Source organism: Pseudomonas kairouanensis (assembly GCF_004682055.1).
In the GTDB taxonomy this organism is placed as follows: domain Bacteria; phylum Pseudomonadota; class Gammaproteobacteria; order Pseudomonadales; family Pseudomonadaceae; genus Aquipseudomonas; species Aquipseudomonas kairouanensis.
In genome coordinates, this window is the sequence record NZ_QUZU01000054.1 from 1 (window position 1) to 22235 (window position 22235).

The following is a 22235-nucleotide window of genomic DNA, read 5'->3' on the forward strand; positions in this document are numbered from 1 at the left end:
CGAATGCGGTGTATCAGCCAATGAATGAGTTGCCTGACACACCGCATTCGCGAGCAAGCCCGCTCCCACATTTGGGTCTCCATACATCAGGTAGATAGTGGTTTGCTCTGGCTCGCCGAAAAGTGTCCACCATGTCTGCGGTCCGTACAGGCTTTTCCAAAGTGACCCGCCGTAAGGGCGGAATCATAATCAGCCGGTAACGGCACACCATAAAACACAATCCAGCCAAACCTGGCCCGACTCTTGCTCTACCTCCTGATACTGCATCCCCGACCCCCATGCAGTGGAGACCTTTACCTATGCCAGTCGCCCCCAATTCCCTTCTTCAGGCTGCCCCTGCGGCCAAGCCTCAAGCGCCCGCTGCCAACCAGCCGGTAGCGGCTGCGGACCCACGGGACAAGGGCCCTGGCTTCGCTCAGGTGTTCGCCAACCAGGGCGCCAAACCCCCGGTGAAGGCCGATGACAATTCGCCCAAGCCCACGCGGGACAAGCCTGCCGACGCCAGCGCCAAGCCGGCAGCCGCCGACGACAAGCCTGCCGCCAGCAAGCCGGCGGTTGCCGATAGCGGCAATACCTTGCCTGCCAAGCCTGATGACAGCGCGAGCAAGGACGACGACGCCCCCGCCGACCCGACCCTGGTGCAACAGCCACCCACTGACCCTGTGGTAGACCCGGCCATGATCGCCGCCGTTACCCCGGTGGCCGTGCCGGTGCCCGTGGAAACCCCGGCGCCGGTGGCGGCGAAGGACGACAAGGCTCTGCCAGTGGTCGCAGCGCCGATTGCCGCCACCGATGACGCCCAGCCCGCCTTCGACCCCGAGGCCGACCCCCTGGACGCCATGCCCGCCGTACGCCTGGCCATGGAGCAGGGTGGGCATGTGTCCGCCAGCAGCCAGGCACCGGCCAAGACCGCACCGACGCCGACCCTGGATCAGCCGACCGCCGCGCAGAACTTTGCGGCCGGCATGGCCACGATGGTTGATCAGCAAGCCAGCAAGGACAGCACTGACCAAGGCGGCGACAAGGCCTTTGGTGCGCTGATCGATGACGGCCTCAAAGACCTCAAGAACGCCAGCAGCGACACCCGTGTCGATAACTTCGCCGACCGCCTGGCTGCGCTGACCCAGGCCGCCACGCCGAAGACCGCCAATGCCTTGCCGCCGCTGACCAATACCCCATTAGCCATGCACCAGAGCGGCTGGACCGACGAAATCGTCAACCGCGTGATGTACCTCTCCAGCGCCAACCTCAAGTCGGCGGAGATCCAGTTGCAACCGGCCGAACTCGGTCGCCTGGACATCAAGGTCAACATGACCGCCGACCAGCAGGCCCAGGTCAACTTCATGAGCGCCCACCCGGTGGTGCGTGAAGCACTGGAAAGCCAGTCGGGCCGCCTGCGTGAGATGTTTGCCCAGCAGGGCATGGGGCAGGTGGACGTGAACGTGTCGGACCAGTCCCGTGGGCAGGAGCAGCAACAGCAGCAGGCGCAGACCGCTGGCGTGAGCCGCAGTGGCGGGCGCGGTAGCGATAGCGACAGTGGCGCCCATGCCGAGGTGGCTGAAGCGGTGGCACCAGTGACCTCTACCGTGATCGGCTCCAGCGCCGTCGATTACTACGCCTGATTTGAACGTTGCACAGGCCCAAATGTGGGAGCGGGCTTACTCGCGAATGCGGTGTATCAGTCACACATGTACTGGCTGACACACCGCATTCGCGAGCAAGCCCGCTCCCACACGGGGTCTGCGGTGTGGCCGATATTGTCGCCTTGTTCCAAGCTTGCCAGACAACTCTGGCATAACACTTGCTCTTGCCTTTCCGTAGATCTATGAATCCCCGAATAGTGACGGATTATTGGCATGGCGAAGAGCGACGACGCAGCAAAAGCACCCGCAGGCAAAGGCAAGCTCAAGCTTATCCTGTTGATAGTCGTAGGCCTGCTCCTGGCCATCGGCGCCTCGGTAGGGGGCACCTGGTACATCATGCACAGCAGTGCGAGCAAACCGGCACCCGCCGCCGAAACCGCCACTAACGTCAAGCAACCGGCAATCTTCGAGCCGATGCTTCCGGCCTTTGTCGCCAACTTCAACCAGAACGGTCGTCAACGCTACCTGCAGGTGAGCATCACGTTGCTGGCGCGTAACGCGTCGGACCTGGACGCCCTCAAGGTGCACATGCCCGTGATCCGCAACAACCTGGTCATGCTGTTCTCCGGGCAGAGCTTCGACACCCTGGCCACGCCGGTGGGCCAGGAAATGCTGCGCCAGAAGGTCACTGCCAGCGTGCAGGAAGTGGCCCAGAAGGAACTCGGCAAAGTCGTGGTCGAGCAGGCGCTCTTCACTAACTTCGTATTGCAGTAGGATCACGACATGGCCGTGCAAGACCTGCTGTCCCAGGATGAAATCGACGCGCTGCTCCATGGCGTCGACGATGGTCTGGTACAGACCGAAATGGCTGCCGAACCCGGCAGCGTCAAAAGTTATGACCTGACCAGCCAGGATCGCATCGTCCGTGGACGCATGCCGACCCTGGAAATGATCAACGAACGTTTCGCCCGCTATACCCGCATCAGCATGTTCAACATGCTGCGCCGTTCGGCGGACGTGGCGGTGGGCGGTGTGCAGGTGATGAAGTTCGGTGAATACGTGCACTCGCTGTACGTGCCCACCAGCCTCAACCTGGTCAAGATCAAGCCACTGCGCGGCACTGCGCTGTTCATCCTTGACGCCAAGTTGGTGTTCAAGCTGGTGGACAACTTCTTCGGCGGCGATGGCCGTCACGCCAAGATCGAAGGCCGTGAGTTCACCCCCACGGAGCTGCGGGTGGTGCGCATGGTGCTGGAGCAAGCCTTCATCGACTTGAAGGAAGCCTGGCAGGCGATCATGGAAGTCAACTTCGAGTACATCAACTCGGAAGTGAACCCGGCCATGGCCAACATCGTCGGCCCCAGCGAAGCCATTGTGGTGTCCACCTTCCACATCGAACTCGATGGCGGTGGCGGCGACCTGCACGTGACCATGCCGTATTCGATGATCGAACCGGTGCGCGAGATGCTCGATGCCGGCTTCCAGTCCGACCTCGACGACCAGGACGAACGCTGGGTCAAGGCCCTGCGCGAAGACCTGCTGGACGTGGACGTGCCACTGAGCGCCACCGTGGCCCGTCGCCAGTTGCGTCTGCGGGACATTTTGCACATGCAGCCGGGGGACATCATCCCTGTCGAATTGCCGGAAGAAATGATCATGCGCGCCAACGGCGTGCCGTCGTTCAAGGTCAAGTTGGGATCCCACAAAGGGAACCTGGCGTTGCAGGTGGTTGAGCCAATCAACCGCCGCTGATTCACACCCAATTTATGAATGTTTGCTTCGCCGAGGACATGTAATGGCTACCGAACACGAAAACACTTCCGCCGAAGACCAGGCCCTGGCTGACGAATGGGCGGCTGCCCTGGAAGAAACCGGCGATGTTGGCCAAGACGATATCGACGCGCTGCTGGCCGCTGACGCCGCCACCGCCCCCGCAGGCAACCGCTTGCCGATGGAAGAGTTCGGCAGCGTGCCGAAGAACAACGACCCGGTGACCCTCGATGGCCCGAACCTGGATGTGATCCTCGACATCCCGGTGTCGATCTCCATGGAAGTGGGCAGCACCGAAATCAACATCCGTAACCTGCTGCAACTCAACCAGGGGTCGGTGATCGAGTTGGACCGTCTGGCCGGTGAGCCGCTGGACGTGCTGGTCAACGGCACCCTGATTGCCCACGGCGAAGTGGTGGTGGTCAACGAAAAGTTTGGCATTCGCCTGACCGACGTGATCAGCCCAAGTGAACGCATCAAGAAGCTGCGCTGATATGAAACGCCTGATGGTAGGACTCTGCGCAGCGCTGCCATTGGGCGTCATGGCGGCGGAGCCGATGGCCCAGGCCGCCGCTGCGGCGCCGGCCAGTCTCGGTGGCCAGTTGACTCAGCTGGTGCTGGGCCTGCTGCTGGTGGTGGGCCTGATCTTTGTGCTGGCCTGGCTGATGCGCCGCGTGCAGCGCGTAGGGCCGGGCAACGGCCAGGTCATCGAGCTGGTGGGCTCCCGCGCCCTCGGCCCACGGGACCGGCTGGTACTGGTGCAGGTGGGGGAGGAGCAGATTCTTTTGGGTATTACTCCAGGCCGCATCACTCCGTTGCATGTGCTCAAGACCCCGGTCAACGTGGATCAGGCCCAGCCTGCCACGCCAGAATTCGCCCAGCGCCTGATGGAATTGCTGGGCAAGGATCAGAAGGATAAGAAGTAATGCGCGTTTTATTGACGCTCATGCTGTTGCTGGCCGCGCCGTTGGCGCTGGCCGCCGACCCATTGTCGATCCCGGCGATCACCCTGGGCACCAACGCGGCGGGCGCACAGGAGTATTCGGTCAGCCTGCAGATCCTGCTGATCATGACCGCGCTGAGTTTTATCCCGGCGTTCGTCATGCTGATGACCAGCTTTACCCGCATCATCATCGTGTTCTCGATCCTGCGTCAGGCCCTGGGCCTGCAGCAGACTCCGTCGAACCAGATCCTCACCGGCATGGCCTTGTTCCTGACGCTGTTCATCATGGCGCCGGTGTTCGACAAGGTGAACCAGCAAGCCTTGCAGCCCTACCTGGCAGAAACCATCACGGCCCAGGTCGCCATCGACAAGGCCCAGGGCCCGATCAAGGACTTCATGCTGTCGCAAACCCGCTCCAGCGACCTTGAGCTGTTCATGCGCCTGTCCAAGCGCACCGACATCGCCACCCCGGATCAGGCGCCGCTGACCATCCTGGTACCGGCGTTCGTGACCTCGGAATTGAAGACGGCGTTTCAGATCGGCTTCATGATCTTTATCCCGTTCCTGATCATCGACCTGGTGGTGGCGAGCGTGCTGATGGCCATGGGTATGATGATGCTGTCGCCGCTGATCATCTCGTTGCCGTTCAAGATCATGCTGTTTGTGCTAGTGGACGGCTGGGCGCTGATTATCGGCACCCTGGCCGGCAGTTTCGGCGGGGTATAGCGCTATGACTCCAGAAGTTGCCGTCGACCTGTTCCGAGAAGCGCTGTGGCTGACCACCATGATGGTGGCGGTGCTGGTGGTGCCCAGCCTGTTGGTGGGCCTGCTGGTGGCGATGTTCCAGGCCGCGACGCAGATCAACGAACAAACCTTGAGCTTCCTGCCGCGCCTGTTGGTGATGCTGATCACGCTGATCGTCGCAGGTCCCTGGCTGGTGCAAACCTTCATGGAATACATCCTGCAGCTGTACGGCAGTATTCCCCAGTTGATCGGCTGACCCGATGCAGTCTTTGCTGGCATTGACTGACGTCCAGATCAGTACTTGGGTGGCGTCCTTTATCCTGCCGCTGTTTCGCGTGACCGCGATGCTGATGGCCATGCCGGTATTCGGCACGACCCTGGTACCACGTCGCGTGCGCCTGTACTTCGCGGTGGCGATTACCGTGGTGATCGTGCCCGGCTTGCCCGCGATGCCGCCGGTCAATGCCATTGACCTGAGTGCGCTGTTGTTGATTGCCGAGCAGATCCTGATCGGCGCCATGCTGGGGTTTTCCCTGACGTTGTTTTTCCAGGCATTCGTGATTGCCGGGCAAATCATTTCGATCCAGATGGGCATGGGCTTTGCGTCCATGATCGACCCCACCAACGGCGTGTCGGCGGCAGTCATCGGGCAATTTCTGACCATGTTGGTGACCTTGCTGTTCCTGGCCATGAACGGTCACCTGGTGGCGTTTGAGGTGTTGACCGAGAGCTTCACCACCTTGCCGGTGGGCTCGGGCCTGGTGGTCAATCATTTCTGGGAAATGGTCGGGCGCCTGGGGTGGGTGCTGGGCGCCTCCCTGTTGCTGGTGTTGCCGGCGATCACGGCGTTGCTGGTGGTCAACATCGCCTTTGGCGTGATGACCCGCGCCGCGCCGCAGTTGAACATCTTCTCCATCGGTTTCCCCTTGACCCTGGTGTTGGGCATGGGGATTTTCTGGATCGGCCTGGCCGACATTCTCAATCAGTATCAACCGCTGGCGAGCGACGCCTTGCAGTTTTTACGTGATCTGGCACGGGCGCGCTGAGCATGGCCGAAAGCGAGAGTGGTCAGGACAAAACAGAAGACCCCACGGAGAAACGCAAAAAGGACTCCAGGGAAAAGGGCGAGATTGCGCGCTCCAAAGAGCTCAATACCTTCGCCACCATGATGGCCGGCGCCGGCGCCTTGCTGATCTACGGCGGTGGCCTGGCGCTGGACCTGATGGAGTTGATGAAACTCAACTTTTCCTTGCCCCGCGAAGTACTCCTGAGCCCCGGCGCCATGGGCCAGTACCTGATGCATTCGGGCAAGATCGCACTGCTGGCGGTGCAGCCGGTGCTGATCACCTTGCTGTTGGCTGCGCTGATCGGCCCGGTGGCGCTCGGTGGCTGGCTGTTTGCCGCCGGCAGCATGGCACCCAAGTTCAGCCGCATGAACCCGGCCGCCGGGCTCAAGCGCATGTTTTCGGCCAAGGCGCTGGTGGAGCTGCTCAAGGCCTTGGCCAAGTTCATCCTGATCCTGGTGGTGGCGCTGGTGGTGTTGACCTCGGACATCGACGACCTGTTGCGCATCGCCCATGAGCCTTTGGAGTCGGCGATCATCCACAGCGTGCAGGTGGTGGGCTGGAGCGCGCTGTGGATGGCGCTGGGGCTGATCCTTATCGCGGCGGTGGATGCGCCGATCCAGTTGTGGGAAAGCCACAAGAAACTGCTGATGACCAAGCAGGAAGTGCGCGACGAACACAAGGACCAGGAAGGCCGCCCCGAGGTCAAGCAACGCATTCGCCAACTGCAGCGGGAGATGTCCCAGCGCAAGATGATGGCCTCGGTGCCCGACGCCGACGTGGTCATCACCAACCCGACCCACTACGCCGTGGCCCTCAAGTACGACCCGGAGAAGGGTGGGGCGCCAATGCTGCTGGCCAAGGGCAGTGACTTTACTGCGTTGAAGATCCGCGAGATTGCGGTGGCCAACGACATCCTGCTGCTGGAGTCGCCGGAGCTGGCGCGGTCGATCTTCTATTCCACGGACCTCGACCAGGAAATCCCCGCCGGGCTGTACCTGGCCGTGGCCCAGGTGCTGGCGTATGTCTATCAGATTCGCCAGTACCGTGCAGGCAAGGGCAAGCGCCCGGATCCTCTGAAAGACCTGCCGATTCCGCCGGAATTGCGCCGCGATTCGTGATCTGTTCTGGGGTTTGCCTTTCTACCGTTCGTCGTAAGCTTCCTTTGACCTGTCAACTTTGACAGTAGCCAGCCTGTGCGCCTTCACGGTTTGATTGGACCGTAGGTTCAATGAAGGCAGTGGGAGTAACGCAATGGCAAAGGCAACTGGCACGGTTAAATGGTTTAACGCAGAAAAAGGTTTTGGATTCATTGTCCAGGCTGCAGGAGGCGCTGATCTCTTTGTCCATTATTCCTCTATAAAAAGCGAAGGATTCAAAACCCTCGAGGAAGGTCAAAAAGTGGAATACGAGGTCAAGGAGGGCCAGAAGGGGCCGCAGGCCGACGATGTACGCGTAATCTGATCGCTTCCAAGCGAGCTTGGCGGTGTACTCAGTCAAGCCCGACACAAGGCTAAATGTGGGAGGGGGCTTGCCCCCGATAGCGGTGGTTCAGCCAGCACATCTGATGCTGATCTACCGCTATCGGGGGCAAGCCCCCTCCCACATTTGCTTTGCGCACAATCAATGTTCCCAACGGCCAACCTAAAGTTGGAAGGCTTCTTGCAATAGCGCCTCCAGGTCGCCTTCTGGCGTCAAAACTTTGCTTCAAGGAACACGAGGAATACCGGTGGTAGATCGCTCTCAAATGTTCAGCACGGCCCGTGGCACCCTGACTGACCTGTCGCGGGGCAATCTGGGCGTGCCGTTGTTGTTGCTGGTGATGCTGGCAATGATGATGTTGCCGATGCCGCCGTTCCTGTTGGACGTGTTCTTTACCTTCAACATTGCCCTGTCCGTGGTGGTGTTGCTGGTGTGCGTGTACGCCCTGCGGCCGTTGGACTTTGCGGTGTTCCCCACCATTCTGCTGGTGGCGACGCTGTTGCGGCTGGCGCTCAACGTTGCTTCCACCCGTGTGGTCATGCTCCACGGCCAGGACGGGCACGCCGCCGCCGGTAAGGTGATCCAGGCCTTCGGTGAAGTGGTGATCGGCGGTAACTACGTGGTCGGTATCGTGGTGTTTGCGATCCTGATGATCATCAACTTCGTGGTGGTGACCAAAGGTGCCGGGCGCATCTCCGAGGTGAGCGCGCGGTTTACCCTCGACGCCATGCCCGGCAAGCAGATGGCCATTGACGCCGACCTCAACGCCGGCCTGATCGACCAGAACCAAGCCAAATCCCGCCGCGCCGAAGTCGCCCAGGAAGCCGAGTTCTACGGCTCCATGGACGGTGCCAGCAAGTTTGTGCGCGGCGATGCCATTGCCGGCCTGCTCATCCTGTTTATCAACCTCATCGGCGGCATGGCGGTCGGGATCTTCCAGCACGGCATGACCTTCGGCGATGCGGGCAAGGTCTACGCCTTGCTGACCATCGGTGACGGTTTAGTGGCGCAATTGCCATCACTGTTGTTATCCACAGCTGCAGCCATCATGGTGACCCGTGCGTCGGGCTCCGAAGACATGGGCAAGCAGATCAGCCGGCAGATGTTTGCCTCGCCCAAGGCATTGGCCGTCGCGGCAGGCATCATGGCCATCATGGGTATCGTGCCAGGCATGCCCCATGTCTCGTTCCTGACCATGGCCGCCCTCGCCGGTGGTGCCGCCTACCTGTTCTGGAAAAAGCAAAACGCGGTCAAGGTGCAAGCCCTGCAAGAAGTTGCGCGCCAGCAAGAATTGCTGCCATCCCCAGCCCGCGCCTCGGAAACCAAGGAGCTTGGCTGGGATGACGTGACCCCGATCGACATGATCGGCCTGGAAGTGGGCTACCGCTTGATTCCCCTGGTGGACCGCAACCAGGGCGGCCAATTGCTCGCCCGGATCAAGGGGGTGCGCAAGAAGTTGTCCCAGGACCTGGGCTTTTTGATGCCCACTGTGCACATCCGGGACAACCTTGACCTGGCCCCCAGCGCCTACCGCCTGACCTTGATGGGGGTGATCCTGGCGGAAGCGGAGATTTACCCCGACCGCGAACTGGCCATCAACCCCGGCCAGGTGTTCGGCAGTCTCAACGGCATTACCGCCAAAGATCCGGCTTTTGGCCTGGACGCGGTGTGGATCGAAATCAGCCAGCGCAGCCAGGCGCAGTCCCTGGGCTACACCGTGGTGGACGCCAGCACCGTGGTCGCCACCCACCTCAACCAGATCCTGTACAAACACTCCCACGAGCTGATCGGCCACGAGGAAGTCCAGCAATTGATGGGTTTGCTGGCCAAAGCCTCGCCAAAACTGGCCGAAGAACTGGTGCCGGGCGTGCTGTCGTTGTCGCAGTTGCTCAAGGTGTTGCAGGCGCTGCTGGCCGAACAGGTGCCGGTACGCGATATTCGCAGCATTGCCGAAGCTATCGCCAACAACGCCGCCAAGAGTCAAGATACTGCCGCCCTGGTGGCCGCGGTGCGCGTCGGATTGTCGCGTGCAATCGTGCAAAGCATTGTAGGCACTGAGTCTGAGCTGCCTGTGATCACCTTGGAGCCAAGGTTGGAACAAATATTGCTCAATAGTATTCAGAAGGCAGGACAAGGCCAGGAAGAGGGCGTTCTGCTGGAGCCAAGCATGGCTGAAAAACTGCAGCGCTCATTGATTGACGCCGCACAACGCCAGGAAATGCAGGGCCAACCGGTGATTCTGCTGGTGGCAGGCCCGGTCCGAGCGATGTTGTCGCGGTTTGGACGCCTGGCAGTTCCGAATTTGCACGTTTTGGCTTATCAGGAAATTCCTGACAACAAGCAAGTGACTATCGTCGCGACAGTAGGGCCCAACGGCTGAGGTAGTGGGTTATGCAAGTGAAGCGTTTTTTCGCCGCCGATATGCGTCAGGCCATGAAACTGGTTCGTGATGAGTTGGGCGCCGACGCCGCGATTATCGGTAACCGTCGTATTGCCGGCGGTGTCGAGCTGACGGCTGCCCTGGATTACACCCCCCAGGCGCTGGCACCGCGTGTGCCGAACATGGAGCTCGAAGACGAGCTGCGCAAGACCGCTTCGCGCATTGTCTCGGCCCAGGCCGAACTGAGCATGCGGGGCGACAGCGATGCCACCACCAATCGCCAGTTGTTTGCCGGCCTGCCGTTGACGGCTGCCGAGCCGCTGGTCGAGCCAACCTTCAAGGAACCGCCGCGTCCTGCAGCGCCAGCCCAGGCGGCTGCCGTCGACCAGCGCGTGTTCGATTCAATGCGCTTTGAGCTCAACGGTCTGCGCGAGTTGCTGGAAGTGCAACTCGGCTCGTTGGCCTGGACCCAACTGCAAGGCAGCAAGCCGCAACAGGCCAACCTGTGGCGTCGGCTGCAACGCATTGGTTTGTCCGGCCCGCTGTCCCGCGACCTGCTGGCGCTGACCACCGAAATCGAAGAACCTCGCCAGGCCTGGCGCATGTTGCTGGCCCACTTGGCGCGCATGATCGTGACCCCGGAAATCGAACCCCTGGAAGAGGGCGGAGTGATCGCCATGGTCGGCCCTGCCGGCATGGGCAAGACCACCACCCTGGCCAAGCTGGCAGCCCGTTATGTGCTCAAGTACGGCGCGCAAAACATTGCGCTGGTGAGCATGGACAGCTACCGCATCGGCGCCCAGGAACAGCTCAAGACCCTAGGCCGCATCCTCAATGTTTCAGTGACCCACGTCGATCCGGGCCAGTCCCTGGCCAACGCCCTGGACCCCCTGCTGCGCAAGCGCGTGGTGCTGATCGACACCGCCGGCCTGCAAGCCAGCGATCCGGCATTGCGCATGCAGCTCGAAAGCCTGGCCGGGCGTGGCATCAAGTCCAAGAATTACCTGGTGCTCGCCACCACCAGCCAGAAGCAAGTGCTGACCGCTGCGTACCATAGCTACAAGCGCTGTGGCCTGGCCGGCTGCATCCTGACTAAACTCGATGAAACCGCAAGCCTGGGCGAAGTGCTCAGCCTTGCCATCAGCCATGAATTGCCGGTCGCCTACCTGACCGACGGGCCGCGGATCCCAGATGATTTGCATCTGCCGCGCCGTCACCAGTTGGTCAGCCGGGCGGTCAGCGTGCAAATGCAAGACGAGCCTAGCGAGGAAGCGATGGCCGATATGTTCGCGGATCTGTACCACAACCCGGCCAAGCGCGTGGGTTGAGCAACATGAACACAGTGCAATGTACCTACATCGATGGTCTGCAAGCGATTCACGCGGCCAAGCCATGTAGCCTGCGACTAAGCAAGACAAGGTAATGGAATAAAATGGGCAGCATGCATCCCGTACAGGTGATCGCGGTGACCGGCGGCAAAGGTGGCGTCGGAAAAACTAACGTGTCAGTGAATTTGTCCCTGGCCCTGGCAGAGCTTGGCCGTCGCGTCATGCTGCTGGATGCGGACCTGGGGCTGGCGAACGTTGACGTTCTGCTGGGACTGACGCCCAAACACACCCTCGCCGATGTGATCGAGGGCCGCTGCGAGCTGCGCGATGTGCTGCTCCAGGGCCCCGGTGGCATCCGCATCGTGCCGGCTGCGTCGGGCACCCAGAGCATGGTGCACCTGAGTCCGGCCCAGCACGCTGGCCTGATCCAGGCGTTCAGCGATATTGGCGACAACCTCGATGTGCTGGTGATCGACACCGCCGCCGGGATCGGCGAGTCCGTGGTCAGCTTTGTGCGCGCCGCCCAGGAAGTGCTGCTGGTGGTGTGCGATGAACCCACCTCGATCACCGACGCCTACGCCCTGATCAAACTGCTCAACCGTGACTACGGCATGAACCGCTTCCGGGTGTTGGCCAACATGGCGCAAAGCCCGCAGGAAGGTCGCAACCTGTTCGCCAAGTTGACCAAGGTCACGGATCGCTTCCTCGATGTCGCCTTACAATACGTGGGCGCAGTTCCCTATGACGAGTGCGTGCGCAAGGCCGTGCAAAAGCAGCGTGCGGTCTACGAAGCGTTCCCTCGTTCGAAATGCGCATTGGCGTTCAAGGCTATTGCCCAGAAGGTCGATACCTGGCCGTTGCCCGCCAACCCGCGGGGGCATCTGGAGTTTTTCGTCGAGCGATTGGTGCATCAGACGAGCGCAGGACCCGTGCTATGACAGCGACCGGCTACAACGCGTACAAGAAGTCTGCCCGTGACAGTCAGGGCGAGTTGATCGAGCGCTACGCGCCGCTGGTCAAGCGCATCGCTTATCACTTGCTGGCACGCCTGCCCGCGAGCGTGCAGGTCGAGGACCTGATCCAGGCCGGCATGATCGGCCTGCTTGAAGTGTCGACCAAATACGACGCGAGCAAGGGTGCGAGTTTCGAGACGTATGCGGGTATCCGTATCCGTGGCGCGATGCTCGATGAAGTCCGTAAGGGTGACTGGGCGCCGCGTTCGGTGCATCGCAATACGCGCATGGTCAGTGACGCAATTCGCGCAATTGAAGCAAAAACCGGTCGCGACGCTAAAGATCACGAAGTTGCGGCCGAACTCCAATTGAGTCTCGACGATTACTACGGGATTTTGAACGATACCTTGGGCAGCCGCCTGTTCAGTTTCGACGACCTGTTGCAGGACGGCGAACACGAAGGGCTGCACGAGGACGGCGCGAGTGCTCATCTTGAGCCGTCGCGCGACCTGGAGGATGAACGCTTCCAGGGGGCGTTGGCGGACGCGATAGCCAATTTGCCGGAGCGTGAGCGACTGGTGTTGGCGCTGTACTACGACGAAGAGCTGAACCTCAAGGAAATCGGTGAGGTCCTGGGGGTCAGCGAATCGCGGGTCAGCCAGTTGCACAGCCAGTGCGCAGCCCGCTTGCGGGGGCGTTTGGGAGAGTGGCGAGCGCGCTGACAGGCAGTGTGGGGACACTGCAGACGAGACCGTGACAGCCTTGGGCTTTTGCGGGCTTGCTCCGTGGTGCCCTGGGCAGTCCTTTTTGTGTAATGCCTGTTGATTGAAATGGCGCGTCCAGGTGCTGGGCGCGTTTAAGACTGCTTGGAGGTCGAATTGGACAAGAACATGAAAATCCTCATCGTTGATGACTTCTCAACGATGCGGCGGATCATTAAAAACCTGTTGCGTGACCTTGGGTTCACTAACACGGTCGAGGCGGATGACGGCATTACAGCCATTCCGATCCTCAACAGCGGGAGCATCGACTTTCTGGTAACAGACTGGAACATGCCGGGCATGACCGGTATCGACTTGCTGCGCCATGTGCGCGCCGACGAAAAACTGCGCAGCCTTCCTGTGCTGATGGTAACCGCCGAAGCCAAGCGTGAGCAGATCATCGAAGCCGCCCAGGCCGGGGTCAACGGTTACGTGGTCAAGCCCTTCACTGCACTGGCGTTGAAAGAGAAGATCGAAAAAATCTTCGAACGCATCCACGGCTAATGCCATCGCGGGGGAGCTATGGAGCATAACGAAACGTCACAGGGAGACTTCGAGTCGACCCTGAAAAAGCATGCTCACCAGTTGGTCGACAGCCTTGAAAAAGGCCAGTTCGGCGATGCGGTGCAGTTGATCCATGAGCTCAACCAGACCCGTGACCGCGGCCTGTACCAGGAAGTGGGCAAGCTCACACGCGAGCTGCACAGTGCGATCGTCAATTTCCAGATTGACCCGCATATGCCCCAGGCCGAAGAAATCTCGCAAATCACGGATGCCACCGAACGCCTGTCCTATGTGGTCAGGCTGACTGAGGCGGCGGCCAATCGCACCATGGACCTGGTGGAAAACGCCACGCCCCTGGTCAATGGCATGGCCACTGAAGCCCAGGCCCTGAGCAATGACTGGGGCCGCTTCATGCGTCGTGAAGTGGGGGCTGAAGAGTTTCGCGAGCTGGCACGTCGGGTCGAAGGGTTCCTGTCACGCAGCGAGCAGGAAAACCGTACGGTTTCCAGCAACCTCAACGACATTCTGCTGGCCCAGGATTACCAGGACCTTACCGGCCAGGTGATCAAGCGCGTGACCCAGTTGGTCACCGAAGTGGAAAGCAACTTGCTCAAATTGGTGCTCATGGCAGGCCAGGTTGACCGTTTTGCCGGCATCGAACATGACCGCGCAGCGATCCTCTCTGAAAAAGATCCACAAAAACATCTCGCCAAGGGTGAAGGTCCGCAGATTCATGCCGATAAACGTGAAGACGTTGTATCGGGTCAAGATGATGTCGATGACCTGTTATCCAGTTTAGGCTTCTAAGGAGCACCCACATGAGCTTCGGCGCCGATGAAGAAATCCTTCAGGATTTCCTTGTAGAGGCCGGCGAAATTTTAGAGCAGTTGTCCGAGCAACTGGTCGAGCTGGAAAGCCGACCGGATGATGCGAACCTGCTCAATGCAATTTTTCGCGGTTTTCACACTGTAAAAGGGGGCGCCGGCTTCCTCCAGCTCCATGAGCTGGTGGAGTGCTGCCACATCGCCGAGAACGTGTTCGACATCCTGCGCAAGGGTGAGCGTCACGTTGATTCGGAATTGATGGACGTGATTCTCGAAGCACTGGATGCGGTCAACGGCATGTTCAGCGAAGTACGCGAACGTGCCCCGATCACCGCAGCCACCCCGGAACTGCTGGCCGCCCTGGCGCGCCTGGCGGAACCTGCCGACACCTCGGCCGCACCTGTGGCCGAAGCGGTGGCGGAGCCTGTGGTTGAGGCCGAGCCGGATGTGACTGACCACGAGTTCGAACAACTGCTCAACTCCCTCAGTGCCGTGAAGGCCGAGGCAGAAGCCCCGGCGGCTGCCGTGGCAGCACCGACCAGCGAAGACATTACCGACGCAGAATTCGAATCCCTGCTCGACCAGTTGCACGGCAAAGGCCAGTTCGCTGCCGACGCCGTGCCACCGGCTGACGTGGTGGAAACGCCCGCTGCGGCGGCCACTGCCAGCACCGATATCACCGACGACGAATTCGAAGCGCTGCTGGACCAGTTGCACGGCAAGGGCACCTTTGTGGCCGACGCCTTGCCGGCCGTCGCGGCTTCTGCGGCGGCGCCAGTGGCAGCGGAGCCTGCAGGCGATGGGTTGATCTCTGATCACGAATTCGAGTCCCTGTTGGACGAGTTGCACGGCAAGGGCAAGTTCACCGAAGTGGCCCCGGCCGCCGCCGCCGCCGCCGCCGCCGCCGTCGCGACGCCAGCGCCGGTCGCTGCCAAAGCGGCTGCGCCCGTGGCGGCCAAGCCCGCTCCGGCACCGGCTGCTGCACCGGCTCCGGCCCGCGCGGCTGCGGCACCGGTGGCGGAGAAACCGGCCAGTGAAGCCGAAACCACCGTGCGGGTGGATACCGCACGCCTGGACGACATCATGAACATGGTCGGCGAACTGGTGCTGGTGCGTAACCGCCTGGTGCGGCTGGGCTTGAGCAGCGGCGATGAAGCCATGCAAAAGGCCGTGTCCAACCTCGACGTGGTCACCGCCGACCTGCAGACCGCCGTGATGAAAACGCGGATGCAGCCGATCAAGAAAGTCTTCGGCCGCTTCCCGCGACTGGTTCGTGACCTGGCGCGCCAGCTCAAGAAAGAGATCAACCTGGAACTGGTGGGTGAAGAAACCGACCTCGACAAAAACCTTGTCGAGGCCCTGGCCGACCCGCTGGTCCACTTGGTGCGCAACGCCGTCGACCACGGCGTGGAAACCCCAGAAGAACGCGAAGCCTCGGGCAAGTCCCGCAACGGCAAGGTGATTCTGGCGGCCGAACAAGAAGGCGACCACATCCTGCTGTCGATCACCGATGACGGCAAGGGCATGGACCCGACTATCCTGCGCAATATCGCGGTCAAGCGTGGCGTGATGGACAAGGACGCCGCCGACCGCCTGACCGACACCGAGTGCTACAACCTGATCTTCGCTCCAGGCTTCTCGACCAAGACCGAGATTTCCGACGTGTCCGGCCGTGGCGTGGGCATGGACGTGGTGAAGACCAAGATCAGCCAGCTCAACGGCTCGATCAACATTTACTCGACCAAGGGCCAGGGCTCGAAGATCGTGATCAAGGTGCCGTTGACCTTGGCGATCATGCCAACCCTGATGGTGATGCTGGGCAACCAGGCGTTCGCCTTCCCGCTGGTGAACGTCAACGAGATCTTCCACCTCGACCTGTCGCGCACCAACGTGGTGGACGGCCAGGAAGTGGTGATCGTGCGCGACAAGGCGTTGCCACTGTTCTACCTCAAGCGCTGGCTGGTGGCTTCGGCCAAACATGAAGAGCAGCGTGAAGGCCATGTGGTGATTCTCTCCGTGGGCACCCAGCGTATCGGCTTTGTGGTCGATCAACTGGTGGGCCAGGAAGAAGTGGTCATCAAGCCTTTGGGCAAAATGCTGCAGGGAACCCCGGGCATGTCGGGTGCGACCATTACCGGTGACGGTCGGATCGCGCTGATTCTCGATGTTCCGAGCATGCTCAAGCGTTACGCCGCGCGGCGTATTTGATTCTGGTGGGGTAGGGCGGTTTGCCCGCCCCGCCTAACGGAGTGTTTATGGCAGTCAAGGTCCTGGTGGTGGACGATTCGGGTTTCTTCCGCCGCCGCGTCTCGGAAATTCTTTCCGCCGATCCAAGCATCCAGGTGGTCGGTACGGCCACCAACGGTAAAGAGGCGATTGATCAAGCCATTGCGTTGAAGCCGGACGTGATCACCATGGACTACGAAATGCCGATGATGGATGGCATCACGGCAGTTCGGCACATCATGCAACGCTGCCCGACTCCGGTATTGATGTTTTCCTCGCTGACCCACGAAGGCGCCCGGGTGACCCTGGATGCGCTGGACGCCGGCGCGGTGGACTTCCTGCCGAAGAATTTCGAAGACATCTCGCGCAACCCCGAAAAGGTCAAGCAACTGCTGTGCGAGAAGGTCCACAGCATATCCCGCAGTAATCGCCGCAGCCTGTTCAGCGCGCCTGCGCCCACACCTGCAGCGGTTGCGACGCCCGCTGTCTCGACGTCGACCTTTGCCCGTCCGGCCCCAGCCCCTGCACCGGTTGCCCGGCCTGCGGTGGCGCCTGTGCGTGCTGCTGCTCCGGTGGCGGCTCACTCGCCTGCGCCGAAACGCAAAGCCTACAAGCTGGTGGCCATCGGTACGTCCACGGGCGGCCCGGTTGCCCTGCAACGCGTGCTCACCCAATTGCCGGCGAACTTCCCGGCGCCGATCGTGTTGATCCAGCACATGCCGGCGGCGTTCACCAAGGCGTTCGCCGAACGCCTGGACAAGCTGTGCCGCATCAGCGTCAAGGAAGCCGAGGATGGCGACATCCTGCGCCCTGGCCTGGCGCTGCTGGCCCCCGGTGGCAAGCAGATGATGGTGGATGGCCGTGGCGCGATCAAAATCCTGCCGGGCGATGAGCGCCTGAACTACAAGCCGTGCGTGGATATCACCTTCGGTTCGGCGGCCAAGTCCTACGGTGACAAAGTTCTGGCGGTGGTGCTCACCGGCATGGGCGCCGACGGCCGTGAAGGCGCACGTCTGCTCAAGCAGGGCGGCAGTGCCATCTGGGCCCAGGACGAAGCCAGCTGCGTGATCTATGGCATGCCCATGGCCATCGTCAAGGCTGACCTGGCCGACGCCGTCTATAGCCTGGACGACATCGGCAAACATCTGGTGGAGGCTTGCCTCTGATGGATGTACTGAGCCTGATCGGCATCATCATGGCGTTTGTCGCGATCATCGGCGGCAACTACCTCGAAGGCGGCCACCTCGGCGCCCTGGCCAATGGCCCAGCGGCGTTGATCGTGATCGGTGGCACTGTGGGCGCGGCGTTGTTGCAGTCGCCCCTGAGCTCGTTCAAACGGGCCATGCAGATCCTGGTGTGGATCATCTTCCCGCCGCGTGTCGATTTGGCCGGCGGCGTGGACCGCGTGGTCAACTGGAGCCTCACCGCCCGCAAGGAAGGCCTGCTGGGCCTGGAAGGCGTGGCCGATGCCGAGCCCGACAGCTACGCGCGCAAAGGCCTGCAATTGCTGGTGGACGGCGCCGAGCCGGAAGCGATCCGCAGCATCCTGGAGGTGGATTTCTACACCCAGGAAAGCCGCGATATCAACGCCGCCAAAGTGTTTGAAAGCATGGGTGGCTACGCGCCGACCATCGGCATCATCGGTGCGGTCATGGGGCTGATCCATGTGATGGGCAACCTGGCTGACCCGTCGCAACTGGGCAGCGGCATTGCCGTGGCGTTTGTCGCCACCATCTACGGTGTGGCCAGCGCCAACCTGGTGTTGTTGCCGGTGGCCAGCAAGCTCAAGGCAATTGCCATGCGCCAGTCGCGTTATCGCGAGATGTTGCTCGAAGGCATCCTCTCGATTGCCGAGGGCGAGAACCCGCGCTCCATCGAATTGAAGCTCCAAGGCTTCATGGACTGATGCGTATGACCATTCTTGTAGGAGCGAGCTTGCTCGCGAAAATCGTCAACGATAACGCGGGTATCCTGGATGATCGCGGTGTCTGTGGGTTTTTCGCGAGCAAGCTCGCTCCTACAGGGGTTGTGTATTGTGGGGGGGATTGCCTGTGAGCCGTCGCCGTCGCGAGCCTGAAGAACACGTCAACCATGAGCGGTGGCTGGTGTCCTATGCGGACTTCATCACCTTGCTGTTCGCGTTTTTCGTGGTGATGTACTCCATCTCGTCGATCAACGAAGGCAAGTACAAAGTCATTTCCCAGGCGCTGATCGGGGTGTTCAACGACGCCGACCGCGCCCTCAAGCCCATTCCCATCGGCGAAGAACGGCCCAAGACCGTCACCCCGGCCAAGCCGCTGGTCAACGATAGCGATGAGACCGCAGCGGGTGTCGGTGGCACCAGCGACCCGCTCAAAAGCATTGCCGATGACATCAGCGCCGCGTTTGGCGACCTGATCAGCTCCAACCAGATGACCGTGCGCGGCAATGAGTTGTGGGTGGAGATCGAGCTTAATTCCAGCCTGTTGTTCGCCAGTGCCGATGCGCTGCCCAGCGACCAGGCGTTTACCATCATCGATAAGGTGGCGGCGATCCTCAAACCGTTCGAGAACCCGATCCACGTTGAAGGCTTTACCGACAATTTCCCCATCAGTACCGCGCAGTACCCGACCAACTGGGAACTGTCCTCGGCACGCGCCTCCAGCATCGTGCGCATGCTGGCGATGCAGGGCGTGAACCCTGGGCGCCTGGCGTCGGTGGGGTATGGCGAGTTCCAGCCAGTGGCCAATAACGCCACGGCAGAGGGCCGCGCGCAGAATCGTCGGGTGGTGTTGGTGGTGTCGCGCAATCTGGATGTGCGCCGCAGCCTGACCGGCACCGGTACTGCCAATGCAACACCGGACGCGGCCTTGAAGCGTGCTGGCACACAAACTGCACCGGCTCCTGCAAAGCCGCCGGTTCGTCAGGGCACCGTCAATACTCCGTCACCGGCTCAATAACCTATGCAAAGTCTCGGTCGCGCCAGTGCCCACCGGGAGGAACCAACCGAATGAGAGTCTGGGCAGTTGCCAATCAAAAAGGTGGAGTCGGCAAGACCACCACCTCCATCGCCCTGGCCGGCTTGCTGGCCGAGGCGGGCAAGCGTGTGGTCGTGGTGGACCTGGACCCCCACGGTTCCATGACCAGCTATTTCGGCTACGACCCGGATGCGCTGGAACACAGCAACTACGACCTGTTCCTGCACAAGGGCAGCGTACCCGCGGACTTGCCGGGGCAACTGCTGCTGCCCACCAGTAACGAAAGCATTTCCCTGCTGCCGTCCAGCACTGCCCTGGCCACCCTTGAGCGCCAGTCGCCGGGGCAGAGTGGGCTGGGCCTGGTGATCGCCAAGACCCTGGCGCAACTGTGGCAGGACTTCGACTACGCCATCATCGACAGCCCACCGTTGCTGGGAGTGCTGATGGTCAATGCGTTGGCGGCCAGCCAGCAGTTGGTGATCCCGGTGCAAACCGAGCACTTGGCGGTCAAGGGCCTGGAGCGCATGGTCAGCACCCTGGCGATGATCAACCGCTCGCGCAAGCAAGCGCTGCCGTTCAGCATCGTGCCGACGTTGTTCGACCGCCGCACCCAGGCGTCCCTCGGCACCTTGCGCGTACTGCGCGACGCTTACCCGCAGACGATCTGGAATGGCTATATCCCGGTGGACACGCGCCTGCGTGACGCCAGCCGCGCCGGCCTTGCGCCGTCGCAGTTCGACCCGAAAAGCCGTGGCGTGCTGGCCTACCGCGCGTTGCTCAAGCACCTGCTGGCCCAACAGCTTGTGGCGCAGGTGGCGTGATGAACCGGCCTATTGAATTCAAGACCCGGCCGCAACTGGCACTGGAATCCTACCTGGATGCCTTGCTGCAGGATGCGACGGCCGAAGAACTGCCCGAACCTATCCTGGTGCTGGAGCCAAGCAGCACCCTGGATGAGTTCCAGCTGGCGGTGTTGGAAGAGCAGGCCCGCGACGCGAACGTGGTGCCGATTGTTGCCCCGGTGGTGGTGCCGATTGTGCCTGTGGTCGAGGCCCCGGTGGTGGTCGAGCCGGTGGTTGAAGTGCACTTGCCGCCGAGCATCACGCCGCCGCCGGTGACCGGCGATGACCGTCCGGCCTGGGCTGCCGAGCCGTTCGAGTGCCTGTTGTTCGATGTCGCGGGGCTGACCCTGGCGGTGCCGCTGGTGTGCCTGGGCTCGATCTATTCCCTGGAAGGCCAGGAACTGACGCCGCTGTTCGGGCAGCCGGAATGGTTCCTCGGCATCCTGCCCAGCCAGGCCGGCAACCTTAAGGTCCTCGATACCGCGCGCTGGGTGATGCCTGACCGCTACCGCGATGACTTCCGCCAGGGCTTGCAGTACGTCATCTCGGTGCAGGGCTACGAATGGGGGCTGGCGGTGCATCAAGTCAGCCGCTCGTTGCGCCTGGACCCGAACGAAATCAAATGGCGCAGTCAGCGGGGCCAACGGCCTTGGCTGGCGGGCACCGTGATCGAACACATGTGCGCGTTGCTGGATGTCGCCGAGCTGGCCGAGTTGATCGCCAGCGGGGCCGTCAAGACGATGCCTGTTACCAAACGCAGTTGATTGAACAATAAGGGCCGTGCAGTTGCGCGGCCAATGAAGCATGCACGCCGTACACAACGGCATTTGAAGGGGTCAGGGGTATGAACAACAAGTCAGCGTCCGCACAAGGTTTGGATGATCCGATCCTGCAATGGGTGACCTTCAAACTGGACAACGAGTCCTATGGCATCAACGTGATGCGCGTGCAGGAAGTGCTGCGCTACACCGAGATCGCGCCGGTTCCGGGTGCGCCAAGCTACGTGCTGGGCATCATCAACCTGCGTGGCAACGTGGTAACCGTGATCGATACCCGCCAGCGTTTCGGTCTGGTGCCGACTGAAGTCAACGACAACACCCGTATCGTCATCATTGAAGCCGACAAGCAAGTGGTCGGGATCATGGTCGACAGCGTGGCTGAAGTGGTTTACCTGCGCCAATCGGAAGTGGAAACCGCGCCGAACGTGGGTAACGAAGAGTCCGCCAAGTTTATCCAGGGCGTGTGCAACAAGAACGGCGAACTGCTGATTCTGGTTGAGCTGGACAAGATGATGAGCGAAGAAGAATGGTCGGATCTGGAGAACATCTGATTGTTTCTTGAAGCGGCGGTGATTGTCCTGGCCCTGTTGTGGGCCGGGACGTTGGCCTTCCTGCTGCGCCATGTGCGCCAGCAACGGGAACTGGCCCTGCAACAAGCCGAGCGCGACGCCGTGCGTGACCGGCGCGTGCTGGAACTGCTCAAGCGGGTTGACCACTACCAGCAGAGTGCGGTGAAGGTCGGGGACGAGGTGCATGAACTGCGCGCGATCCTCGGGCCGCTGCCGGACAAGCTGGCGCAGATCGAGCAGCGTGACCCAGCCAGCCTGTCATTTGCCCAGGCGGCGAAGCTGGTGGGCATGGGCGCCACCGTGGACGAGCTGACCCAGTCGTGCGGCCTGACCCAGGCTGAGGCGCAGTTGATGAGCAAGTTGCACAAGAGCTGACGGCATACCCCGGATCAACAAGTGTGGGAGGGGGCTTGCTCCCGATGGCGGTGTCTCAGTACCAGATGTGCTGACTGATCCACCGCCATCGGGAGCAAGCCCCCTCCCACATTTGTTTATGCGTTGTCCTTGGGAATTATTTTCCAGCCCC

Annotated in this window: 24 protein-coding genes; all 24 read left to right on the forward strand. The window is 61.4% G+C overall.

The features are described 5' to 3' along the window. Positions 1 to 299: 299 nt before the first annotated feature. Entirely contained in the window at positions 300 to 1622 is a 1323-nt protein-coding gene (locus DYL59_RS27635) for a flagellar hook-length control protein FliK (RefSeq protein ID WP_135291995.1), read from the forward strand. A gap of 234 nt (positions 1623 to 1856) precedes the next feature. Then, positions 1857 to 2357 carry a flagellar basal body-associated protein FliL gene (gene fliL / locus DYL59_RS27640; RefSeq protein WP_135291996.1) on the forward strand — a complete coding sequence of 167 codons (501 nt, stop codon included), beginning with the start codon at positions 1857 to 1859 and terminating at the stop codon, positions 2355 to 2357. A 9-nt stretch (positions 2358 to 2366) separates the two neighbouring features. Next, the gene (gene fliM / locus DYL59_RS27645) at positions 2367 to 3335 is read left to right on the forward strand and encodes a flagellar motor switch protein FliM (RefSeq protein WP_010208755.1); all 969 of its coding nucleotides are present in this window, start codon (positions 2367 to 2369) and stop codon (positions 3333 to 3335) included. A 43-nt stretch (positions 3336 to 3378) separates the two neighbouring features. Continuing rightward, positions 3379 to 3846 (forward strand): flagellar motor switch protein FliN, encoded by a 468-nt coding sequence (gene fliN / locus DYL59_RS27650; RefSeq protein WP_033900765.1) that lies wholly within the window; start codon positions 3379 to 3381, stop codon positions 3844 to 3846. Position 3847: 1 nt separating this feature from the next. Then, positions 3848 to 4279 carry a flagellar biosynthetic protein FliO gene (gene fliO, locus DYL59_RS27655; protein ID WP_135291997.1) on the forward strand — a complete coding sequence of 144 codons (432 nt, stop codon included), beginning with the start codon at positions 3848 to 3850 and terminating at the stop codon, positions 4277 to 4279. Continuing rightward, entirely contained in the window at positions 4279 to 5022 is a 744-nt protein-coding gene (gene fliP / locus DYL59_RS27660; protein ID WP_135291998.1) for a flagellar type III secretion system pore protein FliP, read from the forward strand. Before fliO ends, fliP begins: the two co-directional genes overlap by 1 nt. A 4-nt stretch (positions 5023 to 5026) precedes the next feature. Then, a complete protein-coding gene (gene fliQ, locus DYL59_RS27665; protein ID WP_003214552.1) occupies positions 5027 to 5296 on the forward strand; it encodes a flagellar biosynthesis protein FliQ in 270 nt (89 codons plus the stop codon). Positions 5297 to 5300: 4 nt separating this feature from the next. Continuing rightward, entirely contained in the window at positions 5301 to 6086 is a 786-nt protein-coding gene (fliR, locus tag DYL59_RS27670; RefSeq protein WP_135291999.1) for a flagellar biosynthetic protein FliR, read from the forward strand. Positions 6087 to 6088: 2 nt separating this feature from the next. Then, positions 6089 to 7225 carry a flagellar biosynthesis protein FlhB gene (gene flhB / locus DYL59_RS27675; RefSeq protein WP_135292000.1) on the forward strand — a complete coding sequence of 379 codons (1137 nt, stop codon included), beginning with the start codon at positions 6089 to 6091 and terminating at the stop codon, positions 7223 to 7225. A gap of 133 nt (positions 7226 to 7358) precedes the next feature. Further along, positions 7359 to 7568: a transcription antiterminator/RNA stability regulator CspE gene (gene cspE / locus DYL59_RS27680; RefSeq protein ID WP_135292001.1), complete on the forward strand. Its 210-nt coding sequence runs from the start codon at positions 7359 to 7361 to the stop codon at positions 7566 to 7568. A gap of 283 nt (positions 7569 to 7851) precedes the next feature. Next, the gene (flhA, locus tag DYL59_RS27685; RefSeq protein ID WP_135292028.1) at positions 7852 to 9966 is read left to right on the forward strand and encodes a flagellar biosynthesis protein FlhA; all 2115 of its coding nucleotides are present in this window, start codon (positions 7852 to 7854) and stop codon (positions 9964 to 9966) included. An 11-nt stretch (positions 9967 to 9977) separates the two neighbouring features. Beyond that, positions 9978 to 11294 carry a flagellar biosynthesis GTPase FlhF gene (flhF, locus tag DYL59_RS27690; protein WP_135292002.1) on the forward strand — a complete coding sequence of 439 codons (1317 nt, stop codon included), beginning with the start codon at positions 9978 to 9980 and terminating at the stop codon, positions 11292 to 11294. Between the two features lie 104 nt (positions 11295 to 11398). Continuing rightward, positions 11399 to 12232, forward strand: a complete 834-nt coding sequence (fleN, locus tag DYL59_RS27695; protein WP_003192912.1) for a flagellar synthesis regulator FleN — start codon at positions 11399 to 11401, stop codon at positions 12230 to 12232. After that, positions 12229 to 12969: an RNA polymerase sigma factor FliA gene (gene fliA, locus DYL59_RS27700; protein ID WP_135292003.1), complete on the forward strand. Its 741-nt coding sequence runs from the start codon at positions 12229 to 12231 to the stop codon at positions 12967 to 12969. Before fleN ends, fliA begins: the two co-directional genes overlap by 4 nt. Positions 12970 to 13137: 168 nt before the next feature. Continuing rightward, positions 13138 to 13512 (forward strand): chemotaxis response regulator CheY, encoded by a 375-nt coding sequence (locus tag DYL59_RS27705; RefSeq protein ID WP_015885173.1) that lies wholly within the window; start codon positions 13138 to 13140, stop codon positions 13510 to 13512. 18 nt (positions 13513 to 13530) lie between these two features. Then, a complete protein-coding gene (locus tag DYL59_RS27710) occupies positions 13531 to 14319 on the forward strand; it encodes a protein phosphatase CheZ (RefSeq protein ID WP_135292004.1) in 789 nt (262 codons plus the stop codon). A gap of 11 nt (positions 14320 to 14330) precedes the next feature. Next, positions 14331 to 16544, forward strand: coding sequence for a chemotaxis protein CheA (locus DYL59_RS27715; protein WP_135292005.1), 2214 nt, complete (start codon positions 14331 to 14333; stop codon positions 16542 to 16544). Positions 16545 to 16591: 47 nt separating this feature from the next. Continuing rightward, a complete protein-coding gene (locus DYL59_RS27720; protein ID WP_135292006.1) occupies positions 16592 to 17728 on the forward strand; it encodes a protein-glutamate methylesterase/protein-glutamine glutaminase in 1137 nt (378 codons plus the stop codon). Then, positions 17728 to 18468, forward strand: a complete 741-nt coding sequence (locus tag DYL59_RS27725; protein ID WP_135292007.1) for a flagellar motor protein — start codon at positions 17728 to 17730, stop codon at positions 18466 to 18468. Before DYL59_RS27720 ends, DYL59_RS27725 begins: the two co-directional genes overlap by 1 nt. A 145-nt stretch (positions 18469 to 18613) precedes the next feature. Further along, positions 18614 to 19501 carry a flagellar motor protein MotD gene (motD, locus tag DYL59_RS27730; protein ID WP_135292008.1) on the forward strand — a complete coding sequence of 296 codons (888 nt, stop codon included), beginning with the start codon at positions 18614 to 18616 and terminating at the stop codon, positions 19499 to 19501. A 50-nt stretch (positions 19502 to 19551) separates the two neighbouring features. Then, positions 19552 to 20340 carry a ParA family protein gene (locus DYL59_RS27735; RefSeq protein WP_135292009.1) on the forward strand — a complete coding sequence of 263 codons (789 nt, stop codon included), beginning with the start codon at positions 19552 to 19554 and terminating at the stop codon, positions 20338 to 20340. Then, a complete protein-coding gene (locus tag DYL59_RS27740; protein ID WP_135292010.1) occupies positions 20340 to 21125 on the forward strand; it encodes a CheW domain-containing protein in 786 nt (261 codons plus the stop codon). Before DYL59_RS27735 ends, DYL59_RS27740 begins: the two co-directional genes overlap by 1 nt. Before the next feature lie 80 nt (positions 21126 to 21205). Then, complete coding sequence (locus DYL59_RS27745) at positions 21206 to 21691, forward strand: chemotaxis protein CheW (protein ID WP_017735234.1); 486 nt, start codon at positions 21206 to 21208, stop codon at positions 21689 to 21691. After that, complete coding sequence (locus tag DYL59_RS27750) at positions 21692 to 22084, forward strand: DUF2802 domain-containing protein (protein WP_135292011.1); 393 nt, start codon at positions 21692 to 21694, stop codon at positions 22082 to 22084. The last annotated feature ends 151 nt before the right edge of the window (positions 22085 to 22235 follow it).

Coding starts and splice junctions, on each gene's coding strand:
- fliA (WP_135292003.1), top strand. CDS start 12,229: ATGACAGCGACCGGCTACAACGCGTACAAGAAGTCTGCCCGTGACAGT.
- DYL59_RS27635 (WP_135291995.1), top strand. CDS start 300: ATGCCAGTCGCCCCCAATTCCCTTCTTCAGGCTGCCCCTGCGGCCAAG.
- DYL59_RS27710 (WP_135292004.1), top strand. CDS start 13,531: ATGGAGCATAACGAAACGTCACAGGGAGACTTCGAGTCGACCCTGAAA.
- DYL59_RS27735 (WP_135292009.1), top strand. CDS start 19,552: ATGAGAGTCTGGGCAGTTGCCAATCAAAAAGGTGGAGTCGGCAAGACC.
- DYL59_RS27705 (WP_015885173.1), top strand. CDS start 13,138: ATGAAAATCCTCATCGTTGATGACTTCTCAACGATGCGGCGGATCATT.
- DYL59_RS27745 (WP_017735234.1), top strand. CDS start 21,206: ATGAACAACAAGTCAGCGTCCGCACAAGGTTTGGATGATCCGATCCTG.
- DYL59_RS27720 (WP_135292006.1), top strand. CDS start 16,592: ATGGCAGTCAAGGTCCTGGTGGTGGACGATTCGGGTTTCTTCCGCCGC.
- flhA (WP_135292028.1), top strand. CDS start 7,852: ATGTTCAGCACGGCCCGTGGCACCCTGACTGACCTGTCGCGGGGCAAT.
- fliP (WP_135291998.1), top strand. CDS start 4,279: ATGCGCGTTTTATTGACGCTCATGCTGTTGCTGGCCGCGCCGTTGGCG.
- fliM (WP_010208755.1), top strand. CDS start 2,367: ATGGCCGTGCAAGACCTGCTGTCCCAGGATGAAATCGACGCGCTGCTC.
- fliR (WP_135291999.1), top strand. CDS start 5,301: ATGCAGTCTTTGCTGGCATTGACTGACGTCCAGATCAGTACTTGGGTG.
- flhF (WP_135292002.1), top strand. CDS start 9,978: ATGCAAGTGAAGCGTTTTTTCGCCGCCGATATGCGTCAGGCCATGAAA.
- fliL (WP_135291996.1), top strand. CDS start 1,857: ATGGCGAAGAGCGACGACGCAGCAAAAGCACCCGCAGGCAAAGGCAAG.
- fliQ (WP_003214552.1), top strand. CDS start 5,027: ATGACTCCAGAAGTTGCCGTCGACCTGTTCCGAGAAGCGCTGTGGCTG.
- DYL59_RS27725 (WP_135292007.1), top strand. CDS start 17,728: ATGGATGTACTGAGCCTGATCGGCATCATCATGGCGTTTGTCGCGATC.
- fleN (WP_003192912.1), top strand. CDS start 11,399: ATGGGCAGCATGCATCCCGTACAGGTGATCGCGGTGACCGGCGGCAAA.
- cspE (WP_135292001.1), top strand. CDS start 7,359: ATGGCAAAGGCAACTGGCACGGTTAAATGGTTTAACGCAGAAAAAGGT.
- flhB (WP_135292000.1), top strand. CDS start 6,089: ATGGCCGAAAGCGAGAGTGGTCAGGACAAAACAGAAGACCCCACGGAG.
- fliO (WP_135291997.1), top strand. CDS start 3,848: ATGAAACGCCTGATGGTAGGACTCTGCGCAGCGCTGCCATTGGGCGTC.
- fliN (WP_033900765.1), top strand. CDS start 3,379: ATGGCTACCGAACACGAAAACACTTCCGCCGAAGACCAGGCCCTGGCT.
- DYL59_RS27740 (WP_135292010.1), top strand. CDS start 20,340: ATGAACCGGCCTATTGAATTCAAGACCCGGCCGCAACTGGCACTGGAA.
- DYL59_RS27715 (WP_135292005.1), top strand. CDS start 14,331: ATGAGCTTCGGCGCCGATGAAGAAATCCTTCAGGATTTCCTTGTAGAG.